Annotated in this window: 13 protein-coding genes; 11 read left to right on the top strand and 2 right to left on the bottom strand. The window is 63.2% G+C overall.

Going from position 1 to position 16264, the window contains the following annotated elements:
- Positions 1-2: 2 nt before the first annotated feature.
- The 8 genes from EOC83_RS00610 to EOC83_RS00575 all read left to right on the top strand — a co-directional run bounded on the left by EOC83_RS00610 (position 3) and on the right by EOC83_RS00575 (position 9506).
- Positions 3-938 (top strand): DUF3445 domain-containing protein, encoded by a 936-nt coding sequence (locus EOC83_RS00610; RefSeq protein WP_063168945.1) that lies wholly within the window; start codon positions 3-5, stop codon positions 936-938.
- Between the two features lie 130 nt (positions 939-1068).
- Positions 1069-2514 carry a homospermidine synthase gene (locus tag EOC83_RS00605; RefSeq protein ID WP_013529731.1) on the top strand — a complete coding sequence of 482 codons (1446 nt, stop codon included), beginning with the start codon at positions 1069-1071 and terminating at the stop codon, positions 2512-2514.
- 184 nt (positions 2515-2698) lie between these two features.
- A complete protein-coding gene (locus tag EOC83_RS00600; protein WP_013529730.1) occupies positions 2699-3076 on the top strand; it encodes a hypothetical protein in 378 nt (125 codons plus the stop codon).
- Positions 3077-3263: 187 nt separating this feature from the next.
- The gene (locus tag EOC83_RS00595) at positions 3264-5294 is read left to right on the top strand and encodes a bifunctional UDP-sugar hydrolase/5'-nucleotidase (RefSeq protein WP_063168946.1); all 2031 of its coding nucleotides are present in this window, start codon (positions 3264-3266) and stop codon (positions 5292-5294) included.
- 234 nt (positions 5295-5528) lie between these two features.
- Positions 5529-6593: a ferrochelatase gene (hemH, locus tag EOC83_RS00590; RefSeq protein WP_013529728.1), complete on the top strand. Its 1065-nt coding sequence runs from the start codon at positions 5529-5531 to the stop codon at positions 6591-6593.
- Positions 6594-6748: 155 nt separating this feature from the next.
- Positions 6749-7960, top strand: coding sequence for an FAD-binding oxidoreductase (locus EOC83_RS00585; RefSeq protein WP_063168947.1), 1212 nt, complete (start codon positions 6749-6751; stop codon positions 7958-7960).
- Positions 7961-8079: 119 nt separating this feature from the next.
- A complete protein-coding gene (locus EOC83_RS00580) occupies positions 8080-9030 on the top strand; it encodes an SPFH domain-containing protein (protein ID WP_013529726.1) in 951 nt (316 codons plus the stop codon).
- A gap of 11 nt (positions 9031-9041) precedes the next feature.
- Positions 9042-9506, top strand: coding sequence for an NfeD family protein (locus EOC83_RS00575; protein WP_013529725.1), 465 nt, complete (start codon positions 9042-9044; stop codon positions 9504-9506).
- 4 nt (positions 9507-9510) lie between these two features.
- On the opposite strand, the gene EOC83_RS00570 is transcribed toward EOC83_RS00575, so the two are convergent.
- Positions 9511-10512: a KpsF/GutQ family sugar-phosphate isomerase gene (locus tag EOC83_RS00570; RefSeq protein WP_024502733.1), complete on the bottom strand. Its 1002-nt coding sequence runs from the start codon at positions 10510-10512 to the stop codon at positions 9511-9513.
- A 237-nt stretch (positions 10513-10749) separates the two neighbouring features.
- Between EOC83_RS00570 and EOC83_RS00565 the strand changes: the two genes are divergently transcribed.
- Complete coding sequence (locus EOC83_RS00565; protein ID WP_063168948.1) at positions 10750-12540, top strand: outer membrane beta-barrel protein; 1791 nt, start codon at positions 10750-10752, stop codon at positions 12538-12540.
- Between the two features lie 39 nt (positions 12541-12579).
- On the opposite strand, the gene galU is transcribed toward EOC83_RS00565, so the two are convergent.
- Positions 12580-13485 (bottom strand): UTP--glucose-1-phosphate uridylyltransferase GalU, encoded by a 906-nt coding sequence (galU, locus tag EOC83_RS00560; protein ID WP_013529722.1) that lies wholly within the window; start codon positions 13483-13485, stop codon positions 12580-12582.
- A gap of 209 nt (positions 13486-13694) precedes the next feature.
- On the opposite strand from galU, the gene EOC83_RS00555 reads away from it, so the two are divergent.
- Positions 13695-14915 (top strand): lytic murein transglycosylase, encoded by a 1221-nt coding sequence (locus EOC83_RS00555; protein WP_013529721.1) that lies wholly within the window; start codon positions 13695-13697, stop codon positions 14913-14915.
- A 127-nt stretch (positions 14916-15042) separates the two neighbouring features.
- Positions 15043-16257 carry a DUF459 domain-containing protein gene (locus EOC83_RS00550; protein ID WP_063168949.1) on the top strand — a complete coding sequence of 405 codons (1215 nt, stop codon included), beginning with the start codon at positions 15043-15045 and terminating at the stop codon, positions 16255-16257.
- The last annotated feature ends 7 nt before the right edge of the window (positions 16258-16264 follow it).

The raw sequence follows: 16264 nt of genomic DNA, 5'->3' as shown, positions 1-16264 counted from the left end.
ACATGACGTCCCCAAAACATACGCTGCCCACCCACACGCCCTATGACGGCTCGTCGAAACTGTTCAGCATCGGGCTGAAGCCGCTCGACCCGGCGGCCTGGATCGAGGTCGACGGCCATCTGCTGCCGTATCTCGCCGAAAAGCACCGGCTCTATGCCGAAATCCCAGAGCGCGTTTTCGTCGAGGAGGACGGCACGCGCGACGCCCAGCAGGAAGTGCTCGACTTGCTCGCCGCGCATCTCCCGGAGAGGTTCCCCGAAACCCATCGGCTCGGCGGATCAGGCGTCGAGGTGGCGGGCGCGGCGAGCCGTCTGCCTGCTTCCCTCGCCGATGCGCCGCTGGCCAAAGCCTCACTGCTCGTCCAGGAAGACCTGATCCTGATGCGCAGCAGTGACAGCGGCTGGCGGCTGGTCGCCGGCTCGCTCTGCTTTCCCTCCTCCTGGTCGCTCCTGGAAAAGTTCGGCAAGCCGCTGCAGGACATCCACGCGCCGGTGCCGGGTTTCGGCCCGGGCACGCGTCCGGCGGAACTCATCAACCGGATGTTCGATGGCCTCCAGGGGCAGGCCGTCGAGCGCTACAACTGGTCGATCCAGGCCGACAACGCGCTCTACCATCCGCTCTCCGACCTGCAGCGCATCGACCGCGCCACCAACCGGCCGTCGCGCTTTCCCGATGGCGACATCGACGCCCATGCCTTCATTCGCGTCGAGCGGCAAACCCTACGCAAACTGCCTGTTTCACGCGATATCCTGTTCACCATCCGCATCCATCTCGATCCGCTCGCCGTGCTGGCCAGGCACCCTGATCGGGCGAAGCTCGCGGTGTCTTTCGCCGCCCAGCTCGAAGCACTCGATCTCGCCCAGCTCGACTACAAGGGCCTGACATCGGACCGTGATCGGCTGATGACGGTCCTTAACCACATGGCCAATGACGACTGATCGCTGGTTGGCGCTTTTCGCTGGTTTGTGACAATGATCTGTGATGTAGCGCATGGCCGCCGGGCAAAGATGCCCGGTTTTGTGTGTGCGTTTTCCCAGTTTCCTGGGCTTTGAAGGAGTGCTCGATAAAATGGCGAATGAAAACTGGCCCGTTTACGGTGAGATCAGCGGCCCTGTCGTGATGATCGGCTTCGGCTCGATCGGCCGGGGAACGCTGCCGCTGATCGAACGCCATTTCAAGTTCGACAAGTCGCGCATGACGGTTATCGATCCGCGCGACACCGACCGCAAGCTGCTCGACGAGCGCGGCATCACCTTCGTCCAGGAAGCGGTGACCGAGAAGAACTACAAGAAGCTCCTGACCCCGCTTCTGACCAATGGCGGCGGCCAGGGCTTTTGCATCAACCTGTCGGTTGATACCGGCTCGGTGGACCTGATGCGGCTCTGCCGCAAGCTCGGCGTGCTCTACATCGACACCGTCGTCGAGCCGTGGCTCGGCTTCTATTTCGACGCCAAGGCCGATAACGCCAGCCGCACCAATTACGCGCTGCGCGAGTCGCTGCTCAAGGAAAAGCACGACAAGCCCGGCGGCGCCACGGCGGTCTCCACCTGCGGCGCCAATCCAGGCATGGTCTCGTGGTTCGTCAAGCAGGCGTTGGTCAATCTCGCCACCGATCTTGGCCTGGAGTTCTCGGAGCCCGCGCAGGACGATCGCGAGGGCTGGGCCAAGCTGATGAAGAAGGCCGGCGTCAAGGGCATCCACATCGCCGAACGCGACACCCAGCGCACCAAGAAGCCGAAACCGATGGATGTGTTCTGGAACACATGGTCGGTCGAAGGCTTCATCTCCGAGGGCCTGCAGCCCGCGGAACTTGGCTGGGGCACACACGAGACATGGATGCCGAAGAACGCCAAGAAGCACAAGCACGGCTCGAAGGCAGCCATCTACCTGGAGCAGCCGGGCGCCAACACGCGCGTGCGCTCGTGGTGCCCGACGCCCGGCGCGCAATACGGCCTGCTGGTGACGCATAACGAGGCGATCTCTATCGCCGATTTCTTCACCGTGCGTTCGAAGAAGGGCAAGGTGCATTACCGCCCGACCTGCCACTATGCCTATCATCCCTGCAACGACGCGATGCTGTCGCTTGACGAGATGTTCGGCGCCGCCGGCAAGCCTCAGCCGGTGCATCATGTGCTCGACGAGAACGAGTTGATCGACGGCGTCGACGAACTCGGCGTGCTGCTCTACGGCCACGACAAGAATGCCTACTGGTACGGCTCGCAGCTGTCGCTCGCCGAGGCGCGCAAGCTGGCCCCCTACCAGAATGCCACCGGCATGCAGGTCACCTCGGCGGTGCTCTCGGGCATGGTCTGGGCGCTGGAGAATCCCGAGGCCGGCATCGTCGAAGCCGACGAGATGGACTACAGGCGGTGCCTGGAAGTGCAGTCCCAGTATCTCGGACCGGTCAAGGGCTACTACACCGACTGGACGCCGCTCGATAACCGTCCCGGCCTGTTCCCGGAAGACCTCGACCGGAACGACCCGTGGCAGTTCCGCAACATCCTTGTGCGATAGCAGCACCGCCCACCTGCCTCACTGCCTTGCAATCGCCCGGAAATCGGGCGATTGAAGGGATGCGGACCATAGCGATACGTATTCATCTGGACGCACGTCGCTCTGGAAACTTGGATGCACGCCTCGTGCTTGTCGAAAATCGATTTCCGATTTTTGGGCCGAAGCGAGAGGAGAGGATTTTCACATGATCATTGCGCGCAAAATTCTTTCGATGAGCGTGGCGGGTGCCATTGCGGCGATGCTCGCCGCCTGTGCGACCAGCGGCCCCGATCAACCGCCGATGGCAGCGGCGCCGAAAGGCGTCGAGGGCTCGTGGATCGACGCCAAGGGCACCGGCCTGTCGACCTTCACCGGCGGCACCTTCACGACGGTAGCCACCGACACCGGCCAGAAGCTTGCCGACGGCAGCTACACGATGACCGGCGCCACATCGGTGCAGATCAACGGCACCTCGCTGATCCGCCAGACCGCGGTCAGCTTCAACTGCCTGATGGTGTCGACAAGCCAGCTCAACTGCACGAGCTCCAGCGGTCAGAATTTCGTGCTGACAAGGCGCGTCTGAACCCACGACCATTCGTTTTCCAAGGACGGCGGCTGGTTGGCCGCCGTCCTTTTTTGTGCCGGCAAAGGGTCCCGGATTCCGCTTGCGTCATCCGGAACGCGATGGGAACATGGCCAAAGCGCCGGCTGTTATGTTCCAGTCAAGCAAGAGCGCTAATGGCCTCTGATCAGCTTTCCGGGAGACGAAGATGAAGAAGCTTGCCGCCATTGCAGCCCTGTCAGCCTCAGCCCTCGGCCTGTCGGCCGGCGCGTCCTTTGCCGACTACACGCTGAACATCCTGCATATCAACGACTGGCACAGCCGCATCGAAGGCAACAACAAATATGAATCGACCTGCTCGGCGGACGAGGAGACCAAGGGCGAGTGCATCGGCGGCGCGGGCCGGCTAATCACCGCGATTGCCCAGGAACGCAAGAAGCTGGAAGGCCAGAACGTGCTGCTGCTCAGCGCCGGCGACAATTTCCAGGGCTCGCTGTTCTACACGACCTATAAGGGCAAGGTCGAAGGCGAATTCCTCAACGACATGAAGTTCGATGCCATGGCCCTCGGCAACCATGAATTCGACGACGGCGAGGCCGCCTTGGCGCCGTTCCTCGACATGATCAAGTTCCCCGTGCTCGGCGCCAATGTGAAGGCCAACGCGCAATCCAAGCTCGGCGACCGCGTCAAGCCATCTGTTGTCGTCGAGGTCGGCGGCCAGAACATCGGCATCATCGGCGCGATCACCAACGACACGCCGGACCTCGCTTCGCCGGGTCCCAACGTCGCCATCGAGGACGACGTCAAGTCGATCACTGCCGAAGTCGAGAAGCTCAAGGGCGAAGGCGTCAACAAGATCATCGCCGTGACCCATATCGGCTACAGGCGCGAACGTGACGTCATCGCCAAGATCCCGGGCATCGATGTCGTCGTCGGCGGCCATAGCCATTCCCTGCTGTCGAACACCGATCCGAAGGCGGAAGGCCCCTACCCGACGATGGTCGACAATCCGGACGGCTACAAGGTGCCGGTGGTGCAGGCGGCCTCCTATTCGAAATATCTCGGCGAGTTCAAGGTGGTGTTCGACGACAATGGCGTCGTCAAATCGGCCAGCGGCGACCCGATCTATCTCGACAAGTCGATCACCCCCGACCCGGCCGTGCTCGCCCGCATCAAGGAGCTTGGGGCGCCGATCGAGGCGTTGAAGAACAAGGAAGTGGCCGAAACCACCGACGTCATCGACGGCAGTCGCGAGAGCTGCCGCACCCGCGAATGCGCGATGGGCAATCTCGTCTCCGACGCCATCCTCGACCGCGTCAAGGGACAGGGCGTCGAGATCGTCATCTCCAATGGCGGCGGCCTGCGCGCCTCGATCGACAAGGGCACCGTCACCATGGGCGAGGTGCTGACCGTGCTGCCCTTCCAGAACACGCTGGCGACCTTCCAGATTTCGGGCAAGGATCTGGTGGCCGGCCTCGAGGGCGGTCTCAGTCAGGTCGAGGACGGCGCCGGGCGCTTCCCCCAGGTCGCCGGCCTGAAATATTCCTTCGACAAATCCGTTGCGCCCAATGCCGGCCGGGTCAAATCGGTGGAGGTCATGGAAGGCGGTGCCTGGACGCCGATCAAGCCGGAGAAGGACTATCTGGTCGCCACCAACAACTATGTTCGCCAGGGCGGCGACGGCTACAAGGTCTTTGCCGACAAGGCCAGGAATGCCTACGACTACGGCCCCGGCCTGGAACAGGTGGTTGCCGACTATCTCGGCGCCCACCGGCCCTACACGCCGAAGCTCGACGGCCGCATCACCGAAATAGCCGCGACCGTCGCCGCGGCGCCTGCGGCCCCGGCAACCGATCCGGCCAAGCCAGCCGAAGCGGCACCGGCCACCCCGGCGCCCGCACCGGCTGAAGCCGCCAAGCCTGCCGAAGCGGCACCGGCAATGCCTGAATTGCCGGCCAACTCGGGCGATATCGCCAACACACCACCGGCCATATCGACGGAAGGAGCACCTCCCCCGCCAGCGCCACCAGCCGCGCCGGCACCGGCCGAGCCGGCAAAGCCTGCTGAGGCCGCGCCAGCGGAAGCCAGCCATGTCATCGTTGCCGGCGACACCTATTGGGATCTGGCCAAGAAAGCCTATGGCGACGGCGCCAGGTGGAAGGTCATTTCGGGCGCCAACAAGGGCTACGAACCCCGCCGGCTTCCTGTCGGCGCAACCCTGACCATCCCGCCGAAATAGCTCGCTTATATGCCTGAATGACACCGCCCGTCCGAAAACCGGACGGGCGTCCTGTTTTCGGGCTAATGCATGTCGCCCAAAAGTGACCTCGGTTTTGGGAAAACGACATGCATAAAACAAAGAGTTAAAGCGGGTCGTCTGAATCCATTCGGACAATCCGCTTTAAGGTGCGGCCAGACGCTGCATTGAATGCGCGCGCAAGATGGTTAGGTTCGCGTCTCCCGGAGAACCCTTATGACGCTTCCCACCCCTGCCGATCCCAAGGTCGCAAAAGCGCTCGGCCCGTTGCCCGCTGGGCATCCGCCGGTCAAGGCGGGCAAGATCGGCGTCATGCTGGTCAATCTGGGCACGCCCGATGGCACCGATTTCAAGCCGATGTGGCGGTATCTGCGTGAATTCCTGTCCGATCCGCGCGTCATCGAGCTCAACAGGGCGATCTGGTATCCGATCCTCTATGGACTTGTGCTCACCACGCGCCCCAAGAAGTCGGGCGCCAATTACGCCCGGATCTGGAACCGGGAAAAGAACGAGTCGCCGCTGCGCACCTACACCCGTGCCCAGGCCGAAAAGCTGGCCGAAGCGCTGCGCGACCTGCCTGATGTCGTCGTCGACTGGGCGATGCGCTATGGCAATCCTTCGACCGCCAGCATTGCCCAGCGTCTGGCCGACCAGGGCTGCGACCGCATTCTTTCGTTTCCGCTCTATCCGCAATATTCGGCGACGACCACGGCAACAGCCAACGACCAGCTGTTTCGCGCGCTGATGAAGATGCGCCGCGCGCCGGCCGTCCGCAGCGTGCCGCCCTACTATGACGAGCCGGTCTATATCGAGGCGCTGGCGCGTTCGATCGAACGGCATCTGGCGACGCTGGATTTCGAGCCGGAGGTGGTCATCACCTCCTATCACGGCATTCCAAAACCCTATTTCGAGAAGGGCGATCCCTATCATTGCCACTGCCAGAAGACGACGCGGCTGTTGCGCGAACGGCTCGGCTGGGATGACAGGAAACTGATCATCACCTTCCAGTCGCGCTTCGGCGCGCAGGAATGGCTGCAACCCTATACCGACAAGACGGTGGAGAAACTCGCACAGGACGGCGTCAAGTCGATCGCCGTCGTCAATCCCGGCTTTTCCGTCGACTGCATCGAGACGCTGGATGAGATCGGCCGCGAGGCGGCCGAAACCTTCCACCATGCCGGCGGCAAGAATTTCGCCCATATCCCTTGCCTCAACGACAGCGCGGAGGGGATGGCGGTGATCGAGGCGATGGTGCGGCGCGAACTGTCTGGCTGGGTCTAGGAGAAATTCCAGGAAAAGTGTGAAACGGTTTTCCCGGGAAAAGCGAATAGCGCTTTCCCTTGGGAATTTCGTCAACGGGAGTTAGAGCAGCTCGCCGCTCTAACTCCGGAACAACACAAGCTCCGGGGCGTTAAGGCGCGCCGCCGGAGAATGCGATGTCCCGCAAACTCGACCTCAGAACTGGCCAGCCCGTCTGGTCAGCCTATCGCGCGCCTGCGGTGCCGACGGACGGCCTGGTCCGGGACGTCAAGGCAGATGTGCTGGTCGTCGGCATGGGCATCAGCGGCGCCATGATGGCCGAGGCGCTGACGGCCGATGGCCATCGGGTGATCTGTATCGACCGGCGCGGTCCGCTGAAGGGCTCGACGGCCGCAACCACCGCACTGGTGGCATTCGAAATAGACCAGCCTCTCTCCACGCTCTCGAAGATGGTCGGCAGAGCCTCGGCGCAGCAGGCCTGGCGGCGCTCGCGGCTCGCCGTCTCCAATCTCGCCGGACGCATCGCCGAACTCGGCATCAACTGTGGCCTGAGCCGGGCGCCGTCGCTCTATCTGTCTGGCACGATACTTGGTCCGTCGGAACTGCGCGACGAGGCCAAGGCACGGCGGCTAGCCGGCATCGCCGCGACCTATCTGACGCCGGCGCCGCTGGCGGAGACATTCGGCATCGACCGCGAAGGCGCCATTCTCAGCCACGGCAACATCGCGCTCGACCCGCGTAAGCTGACGGCTGGGCTGCTGCTGAAATCCCTTCAGCGCAAGGCTCGCTTCTACGCCCCCGTCGACGCGACAGTGATCGAGGATAGCGCCGAAGCTGTTGTCGTCGCGACCAGGGATGGCCCGACCATAACCGCGCGACATGTTGTTCTGGCCACCGGCTACGAACTTGTGGAGATCGTGCCGGCCGCGGCCCACCGGATCATCTCGACATGGGCGATCGCAACATGCCCGCAACCGCGAAAGCTCTGGCCGGACGCAGCGTTCATCTGGGAAGCGTCGGAGCCGTATCTGTATATGCGCACGACGATCGACGGCCGGGTCATTTGCGGCGGCGAGGACGAGGATTTTGTCGACGAAGCGCGGCGCGACGAGCTGATCGCCGACAAGAGCACACGCATCGCCGAGGAGCTCGGCCTGGTATTTCCGCATCTCGACACCAGGCCCGATTTTGCCTGGACCGGTTCGTTCGGCACCACAACCACCGGCCTGCCCTATATCGGCGCCATTCCCCGCCACCCGCGCATCTATGCAGTGATGGGCTACGGCGGCAACGGCATCACCTTCTCGCAGATCGCTTCCGAGATTGTCCCGGCTTCGATCAACGGGCTGGAGGACACGGATGCAAGATTGTTTGCCTTCAACCGCTGATCGCACCCGCAAACAATCCGTCATCACCTGATTGTAACGCATCTGAAACACACTTAAGTCTTTGGTGAAGTCGGCCGCGCGAGAATGGCTTGTGCGGCCTTCGTCTGAGGGAGAGCCAAATGGATTTCAGTGGTTTCGATATTGCGGTTGGTGCACTTGCCCTTCTGGTATTGGTGCTGCTGATCAAAGGCATCAGGACAATCCCGCAAGGCTACAACTATACGGTGGAGCGCTTTGGCCGTTACACCAAGACACTGAGCCCGGGTCTCAATTTCATTTACCCGTTCATCGACCGCATCGGCGCCAAGATGAACATGATGGAGCAGGTGCTCGACGTTCCAAGCCAGGAAATCATCACCCGCGACAACGCCATTGTCGGTGTCGACGGCATCGCCTTTTTCCAGATCCTCAACGCCGCTCAGGCCGCCTACCAGGTTTCCGGCCTGCAGAACGCCATCCTCAATTTGACGATGACCAACATCCGTACCGTCATGGGTTCGATGGATCTCGATGAACTCCTGTCGAACCGCGACGCCATCAACGAGCGCCTGCTGCGCGTCGTCGACGAAGCGGCCCACCCGTGGGGCATCAAGATCACCCGCGTCGAAATCAAGGACATCAACCCGCCGGCCAACCTTATCGAATCGATGGGCCGGCAGATGACCGCGGAACGCAACAAGCGCGCCCAGATCCTTGCCGCCGAAGGCCTCAAGCAGTCGCAGATCCTCGAGGCCGAAGGCCGCAAGGAAGCCGCCTTCCGCGATGCCGAGGCGCGCGAACGTTCGGCCGAGGCGGAGGCCCGCGCCACCCAGGTTGTGTCGGAAGCGATCTCCAAAGGCGATGTGCAGGCGCTGAACTACTTCGTTGCCCAGAAATACACCGAAGCGTTGGGCAAGATCGGCACTGCGACCAACAGCAAGATCGTGCTGATGCCCTTCGAGGCATCGTCGCTGATCGGTTCGCTCGGCGGCATTGGCGAGATCGCCAAGGAAGTCTTCCGCAGCGAGGGCACGACCGGCTCGCAGAGGCAGGCCGCGCGCCCGCCGGTCGTTCGCCCAACCGACAACTGAGGTCGAAACCAATGATCGACCGCATCGTTTCCGAACTCGGCCCGTGGAACTGGATGGTTCTCGGTTTCGTCCTGCTGGTGATGGAAATCATCGCGCCGGGTATCTTCATGCTGTGGATCGGCATCGCCGCGCTGATCATCGGCGCTGTGTCGCTGCTGATCTGGGACACCGGCTTCTGGACATGGCAGGTCCAGGTCCTCGCCTTCCTGGCGCTGTCGCTGGTCTCGGCCTATGTCGGCAAGAAGCTGGTCGGCAGCCGCAACGACCCGACCGATCAGCCGCTGCTCAACCGGCGCGGCGCGCAGATGGTCGGCAGGATGGCGACACTTGCCGAACCGATCCGTGACGGGCGCGGCCGCATCAAGCTGGGCGACACACTGTGGCGTGTCTCCGGCCCTGACCTGCCGGCCGGCACGCAAGTGCGCGTGACGGGTGCGGCCGATACGGATCTGGAACTGACCGTCGAGGCGGTCTGAACGTTCAGGCGGCGCCGATACGCAGCAGATCATGCAGGTGGATGAGGCCGACTGGTTTCCGGCCCTCCACCACCATCAGGCTGGTGATGGCTGAATTGTTGATCGTCTGCAGCGCCGTTGCCACCAGCGTGTCCGGCGTCGCGGTCTTCGGACCTCTTGTCATCACCTGATCCACCGTCATCGCCAGCAGATTGCTGCCGATGTGACGGCGGATGTCGCCATCGGTGATGATGCCGACCAGCGCACCGTCGACATCGGTGATCGCGACGCAGCCAAACCCTTTGCGCGACAGTTCCAGGATCGCGTCCTGCATGCCGGTGCCCGCAACCACCAGCGGCAGCCTGTCGCCGACATGCATGATCTCGCGGATCTGCGTCAAATTGGCGCCGAGCTGGCCGCCCGGGTGAAAGGTGCGGAAATGGTCCGGCGTGAAGCCGCGTGCTTCGAGCAGCGCGATCGCCAGCGCGTCGCCCATCACCAGTTGCAGCAGCGTCGATGTCGTTGGCGCCAGGCCATGCGGACAGGCCTCCGGAGCGCGCGGCAAAAGCAGCACCACGTCCGCCGCCCGCGCCAGCGCCGATGTCTCTCCGGCGGTGATGGCGATCAGCGGAATGGAAAAGCGCCTGGAATAGGCGACGATGCCCATCAGTTCCTTGCTTTCGCCCGACCACGACATGGCGATGATGGCGTCGTCCCTGGCGATCATGCCGAGATCGCCGTGGTTGGCTTCGGCGGGATGGACAAAGAAAGCCGGCGTGCCGGTCGAGGCCAGCGTCGCGGCGATCTTCGAACCGATATGGCCGCTTTTGCCGACGCCGGTGACGATGAGCCGGCCTTCAATCCCCGAGATCATCTCGACCGCCTGGGCGAAAGGCGCGGCCAGCCCATTCTCCAGCGCCTCGGCGAGGGCTGCGACACCGGCCTGTTCTGTCGCCACCGTCCTCAGCGCCGAAGCGATCGAGGCTTGCCTGTCCAAAGGCTTCTTATCCAGGGATCCCGCATGCATGGCTGATGCGATTAGCGCTTTGCCGGCGCGCTGTCCAACGGAAATGGCCCCAGGCATATCGCCCGAACGTGTGCGGTGGTTCAGACGACGGCAGGCGAGAAAACGCACGCGGTATGAATCCCTTTGGAAATCAGCGCTTCAGGCAGCTGACGGGCCGCTGCCTCAACCCTCCGTTAACCATCCCCATTTACGGTTCGGTAAGTATGGCGCGCGTGCGCCGCGCAAGCAGTGGTGGCGATGTCCGGGGTCCAGCCAGAAAATTCGACGGGACGTGGGGGCAAGGCGGTCTGCGCCTTGCTGCTGGCAACCAGCATGTTTGCCTTGCTGCGCCCAACGGCGCTCCATGCCCAGGAAACCGAACTGCGCGGCGAAGTTTCGGAATCGGCGATCCTGTCCGACCAGCAGCGCAAGGCGAGACAGCTGGCCTTGGCAGCGCAGGGTCAACAGCCGGCCAACGCCGCGCAGGACAACGCGCCGGCCCGCACCTATCTGCCGGCCAGCGCCGGTGCCGTGCCTGACGACGCTGACACTGGCGACGCCACCGCGACCGGCAGCCTCTTTGACCCGCCGGCAGCCACTGACGACACGTCCGTCGACACTGCGGCGCCGCCCAAGCCGCGCCGCCGCTCATCGGCCGCCAGGCAGAATGCGGCTGACCAAGCCAAGGACAAGGCTGCCGACAAGTCGAAAAAGAAGAAGAAATCGACGGCCGACACCTCCGACATCACCGCTTCCACGACCGCCTCCACGCCGGACGCCACCGATGCCGCAGAGACCGATGCGGACACGGCCAACCGCCGCGCACTCACCATCGACAGCGCCGACAGGCAGAAGCTCGACCCAGGAGCGGAGCGTACGGACGCCATCGAAGGCCAGAAGAAGAAGCTGGAGGATGATCCGTTTGCCGCCACCGGCGTCAAATGGGGCTCCTTCGTCATCCGGCCGACGATCGAACAGGGCCTGACCGCCACCTCGAACGGCGATTCGAGCAGTGCAGGCAAGTCGGCGCTGCTGTCCGAGACGGCGCTGCGCTTTTCCGCCGCCTCCGACTGGCGCGAGAACTCCGCTACGATCGACGGCTATGGCCTTTTTCGCGAGACCGTCTCGGGTTACCCGGTTCACGACGAGCAAGGCCGCATCGAAGGCCAGCTCAATGTCGACCTCGACAATGGTTTGCGCGCCATCGCCAAGCTCGGCTACGAGGCCGTGCCGGAATCGGCATCATCGCCGGACGCCATTGCCGGCGTCAGCAAGCAGCCGCTGCGGCAGACCATCGATGGCAGCCTGGCCGTCGAAAAGCATCTCGGCAAGATGCAGTACACCTTGACCGGCGCGGTCTCGCACGACTTCTACGGCGACGCCAAGCTATCGGACGGCACCTCGCTGTCGCAGAAGGATCAGGACTCGACGCTCTACACGGCGACGTTGCGCACCGGCTACGAGATCTCCCCTGCCCTGACCCCCTTCACCGAAATCGAGGTCGGCCGCCGGACCTATGATCAACGCATCGACAATGAAGGCTTCGAGCGCTCGTCGACGCGACTCGGCGCCCGCGCCGGCCTTGCACTCGACATGGGTGAGAAGCTGTCGGGCGAATTCTCGGCCGGCTGGCTCAGGGAAGCGATCGACGACAAAAACCTCGATGCGATCTCGGGTGCCACCGTCAACGCCGACCTCAAATGGTCACCCGAGCGCGGCACCATAATCGGCCTGACCGGGCGGACCACCGTCGAGCCCACGACCACATCGGGCGAGAGCGGCGACATCCTCTATTCCGGTCGCCTGACAGGCGAACGCCAGATTCGCGCCAACCTCACCGCCAACGCGGCTCTGGGTCTCGACTGGCGTGATTACATCGGCATCGACGGCCATGACAGGGTGTTGAGCGCCGAGGCCGGCCTGACCTGGTGGCTGAACCGCTACGCCGGCCTGACCACAAGAGTGAGGAGCGAGAAACTGACCAGCAACCTGCCGGGCCGGGACTACACCGCCAACAGCATCTTCCTCGGCGTCAAGGTGCAGCGCTGAACGGCCGCACCAACGACATCCGGCCGCTCGCTAGGATGTTTAAAACGCAGCACCACGGCGCTCTGACGGCTTCAGCTCGTCGAGAAGCGTGCGGATGACGCCCGCCATGTTCTCGTTCATGTCGCTGCGCCACAGCGCGAAGGCGACATTGGCCTCGACAAAACCCTCCGGCGATCCGCAGTCGAACGTGCGGCCTCGATAGTGGTAGCCGTAGAAAGGCTGCTGCTTTTCCAGCTTCAGCATGGCGTCGGTGAGCTGGATCTCGTTGCCGGCGCCTTTTTCCTGACCTTCTAGGATCTTGAAGATCTCCGGCTGCAGGATGTAGCGGCCGTTGATGTAGAGGTTGGACGGCGCGGTGCCGGCCTTCGGCTTTTCCACCATCTCGGTGATACGGAAGCCGTGATGCGTGTCCTCGCCGCGGCCGACGATGCCGTATTTGTGGGTTTCGGCGGGATCGCATTCCTGCACCGCGATGATGTTGTTGCCGGTCTCCTCGTAGAGCTCGACCATTGCCTTCGTGCAGCTCTTCTCCGACTGCATGATCATGTCGGGCAACAAAAGCGCGAAGGGCTCGTCGCCGACGAGCTCGCGGGCGCACCAGACGGCGTGGCCAAGTCCCATCGGCACCTGCTGGCGTGTGAAACTGGTCTGCCCCGGCGCCGGCTGCAGCCGCTGCAGGCGGGCGAGCTGGTCGTCCTTGCCGCGCTGGGCCAGCGTGTCATAGAGTTCGAACTGGATGTCGAAATGGTCCTCGATGACGGCCTTGTTGCGACCGGTGACGAAGATGAAATGCTCGATGCCGGCCTCGCGCGCCTCATCCACCACATACTGGATCACCGGCCGGTCGACGACGGTCAGCATTTCCTTGGGGACAGCCTTGGTGGCCGGAAGAAACCGTGTGCCGAGGCCGGCGACCGGGAAGACTGCCTTGCGAACTCTCTTCATGCTTTCAATTATCCGTTTGAGGGCCAGCTCCGCAATCCCCGTTTCAAGACATTTTCACGCCGGAATTGGGGATTACTGGGAAACTGAGGGGAGCGTCCACCGGTAAAGCTTCGAAGCGTCTTTTCGTTCCCGGTGGCACCTATGGTAAACTAATTCCTAACCTGGTTCGGCGATGAATGGTCTTTCCTGAGACAGAGAAGGAGGAAAAGATGTCCGTTCGCAATGCCGCAAAAATTTTTACCAGCGTCATGGCGGCAGCCAGCCTATCGCTCGCTCTGCTGATGCCTGGCCCCGCTTTCGCCGATGCCGGTTTCCGGCAATGGGTCGCCGGCTTCCGCGCCACCGCCGTGCAGAGCGGCGTTTCCGGCGCCCTATACGACCAGGCCTTCAGGAACATCAGGGATATCGATCCCGTGGTGCTGGAAAAGGCGCGCACGCAGCCTGAATTCACGGCCCCTGCCTGGGACTATTTCGACAACCGCGTCCATGATCAGTCCGTCGCCGTCGGCCAGCAGATGGCCAGGAAATGGAAGCCGTGGCTGGATCGGATCGAGGCCAGGTTCGGCGTCGACCGTTACATCCTGCTGGCCATCTGGTCGATGGAATCGAATTATGGCGAGATCCTCAAGCGCGACGACATCATGCGCAACGTCGTGCGCTCGCTGGCGACCTTGGCCTACGCCGATCCGAAGCGGGCGAAATTCGCCCGCACACAGCTGATCGCCGCGCTGAAGATCCTGCAGACCGGCGACATCGACGAAAGCCATCTGAGCGGATCCTGGGCCGGCGCCATGGGCCACACCCAGTTCATCCCGACCAGCTATCTGCACTATGCCGTGGACATGGACGGCAATGGCAAGCGAGACATCTGGAATTCGATCCCCGATGCGCTGGCGACATCAGCCAATTTGTTGAAGAAGAATGGCTGGCAGGCCGGCAAGACCTGGGGCTATGAGGTCGCCTTGCCAGCCGGAAAACTTCCCGGCGGTTCCAAGACGCTGTCGCAGTGGCAGGCGCTCGGCGTCGCCAGGGCCAACGGCAAGCCGTTCAAGAACGGCTCCGACAAGGCGACGCTGAAGGTGCCGGACGGCCGCAGCGGGCCGGCCTTCCTGATGATCAAGAATTTCACGGTCATCAAGGCCTACAACAACGCCGACAAATATGCGCTGGCCGTCGGCCTTCTTGCCGACGAAATCGCCGGCTCGAGCGGTCTGGTGCAGGACTGGAAGCGGCCTTTCACCAAGCTTACTTTCGAGGAAAGACAGGAGCTGCAGAAGCGGCTTTCCCAGCATGGCCTTTACGACGGCAAGTTCGACGGCAAGATCGGCGACGGCTCGAAGACTGCCATCATGGCCTTCCAGGCCAAGGCCGGCTTGACCCAGGACGGCTATCCGAGCATGGAAGTGCTGAAGTGGCTCCGGCAGAAATAGAGCCGCCTGCGGTGCCGCGCGGCCTTCCAGGCGCGCAAAGGACACTGTAGCAATCTGGTTGGGCGGCATTTGCCGAGAAACCGATGCGGTTTTTCGGCAGGACTGCGCCAAGGGACGGAGGAAACGATTGGCTTCGGCTGCGCGCATCGCAGGGCTTGTTCGTCGCATGCCGGTGCTCGTCCTGGCCGTGGTCATGCTTGCCGTCGGCGTGGCTGGCGCCTTTCATGCGCCGGCCATGGCGCAGGAGCAGCAAAACCGCGGCTGGTCGTTGCGCGACCTTTTGTTTCCGCGCCGCAGCGAGCGCATTGAGCCGCCCTTGGATATCCAGAAGCCGAGGCCCAGGCCCAAGGCGAAAAAACCCCGCGCCCCGCGCCCGCCCGCGGAACCGGAAATCCCGGTGGTCGACAAGGCGCCGGACGCGCGCACCGTCCTGGTGGTCGGCGACTTCATGGCGGCCGGCCTCGCCGAAGGCCTCGACAGCGCTTTCGCAGAGAATGCCGGCGTCAGGATCGTCGTTCGCAGCAATGGCTCGTCCGGCTTCGTGCGCGATGATTTCTACAACTGGCCCGAACAGATCAAATCGCTGATCGAGACCGAAAAACCCGCCGCCGTGATCGTCATGCTGGGCTCCAACGACCGCCAGTCGATGAAGGTGGGCGACGTGCGCGAACAGCCACGTTCCGAGAACTGGACCAAGGAATATGAACGCAGGACCGACGCGCTGGGCAAAGCCATCGCCGCGGCCAAGGTCCCCTTCCTTTGGGTCGGCATGCCGGCGTTCCGGGTGCCGAAGATGACCTCGGATATGCTTGCCTTCAACGACATCTACCATCAGGCCGCAGAAAGCCATGGCGGCGAATTCGTCGATATCTGGGACGGCTTTGTCGACGAGAACGGCGCCTTCGTCACCAGCGGCCCCGACATCAACGGCCAGCCGGTGCGGCTGCGCGCCGATGACGGCATCAATATCTCGAAGGCGGGCAAGCGCAAGCTCGCCTTCTACACCGAAAAACCGCTGCTGAAGATCCTCGGCCTGACCGCGCCGGGAAGCATGATTACACCGTCCGCTCCGGCGGGCGCCCCTGTCGAGACGCCGGCGCCGGCCGCGCCCCCCATCGTCATCGACCGCACCGCGCCGATGCTGCTCAGCGATCCGGCACTCGACGGCGGCTCGGAGCTGCTTGGCGCGGCACCGCCGGCTAAGGCCAATCCGGACCTGCCCGGTGAAAAGCTTGTGGTCGAGGGCAAGGCACCGATTGCATCGCCCGGCCGCGCTGACGACTTCTCCTGGCCGCCGAAGGCCGCAGCCGCGACCGACACCACGACCGCGATCAATCGTTAGTCTCGCA

Source organism: Mesorhizobium sp. Primo-A (assembly GCF_003997175.1).
GTDB classification, from domain to species: Bacteria; Pseudomonadota; Alphaproteobacteria; order Rhizobiales; family Rhizobiaceae; genus Mesorhizobium; species Mesorhizobium ciceri.
The sequence above is the reverse complement of the archived record's forward strand: the minus strand, read 5'-3'. Positions and strand labels throughout refer to the sequence as shown.

Excerpts from the sequence above, each read along its gene's own strand:
- EOC83_RS00575 (WP_013529725.1), top strand. The coding sequence starts at position 9,042 with ATGATCGACCGCATCGTTTCCGAACTCGGCCCGTGGAACTGGATGGTT.
- EOC83_RS00555 (WP_013529721.1), top strand. The coding sequence starts at position 13,695 with ATGTCCGTTCGCAATGCCGCAAAAATTTTTACCAGCGTCATGGCGGCA.
- EOC83_RS00595 (WP_063168946.1), top strand. The coding sequence starts at position 3,264 with ATGAAGAAGCTTGCCGCCATTGCAGCCCTGTCAGCCTCAGCCCTCGGC.
- EOC83_RS00600 (WP_013529730.1), top strand. The coding sequence starts at position 2,699 with ATGATCATTGCGCGCAAAATTCTTTCGATGAGCGTGGCGGGTGCCATT.
- EOC83_RS00565 (WP_063168948.1), top strand. The coding sequence starts at position 10,750 with ATGTCCGGGGTCCAGCCAGAAAATTCGACGGGACGTGGGGGCAAGGCG.
- EOC83_RS00580 (WP_013529726.1), top strand. The coding sequence starts at position 8,080 with ATGGATTTCAGTGGTTTCGATATTGCGGTTGGTGCACTTGCCCTTCTG.
- EOC83_RS00610 (WP_063168945.1), top strand. The coding sequence starts at position 3 with ATGACGTCCCCAAAACATACGCTGCCCACCCACACGCCCTATGACGGC.
- EOC83_RS00570 (WP_024502733.1), bottom strand. The coding sequence starts at position 10,512 with ATGCATGCGGGATCCCTGGATAAGAAGCCTTTGGACAGGCAAGCCTCG.
- hemH (WP_013529728.1), top strand. The coding sequence starts at position 5,529 with ATGACGCTTCCCACCCCTGCCGATCCCAAGGTCGCAAAAGCGCTCGGC.
- EOC83_RS00605 (WP_013529731.1), top strand. The coding sequence starts at position 1,069 with ATGGCGAATGAAAACTGGCCCGTTTACGGTGAGATCAGCGGCCCTGTC.
- EOC83_RS00585 (WP_063168947.1), top strand. The coding sequence starts at position 6,749 with ATGTCCCGCAAACTCGACCTCAGAACTGGCCAGCCCGTCTGGTCAGCC.
- galU (WP_013529722.1), bottom strand. The coding sequence starts at position 13,485 with ATGAAGAGAGTTCGCAAGGCAGTCTTCCCGGTCGCCGGCCTCGGCACA.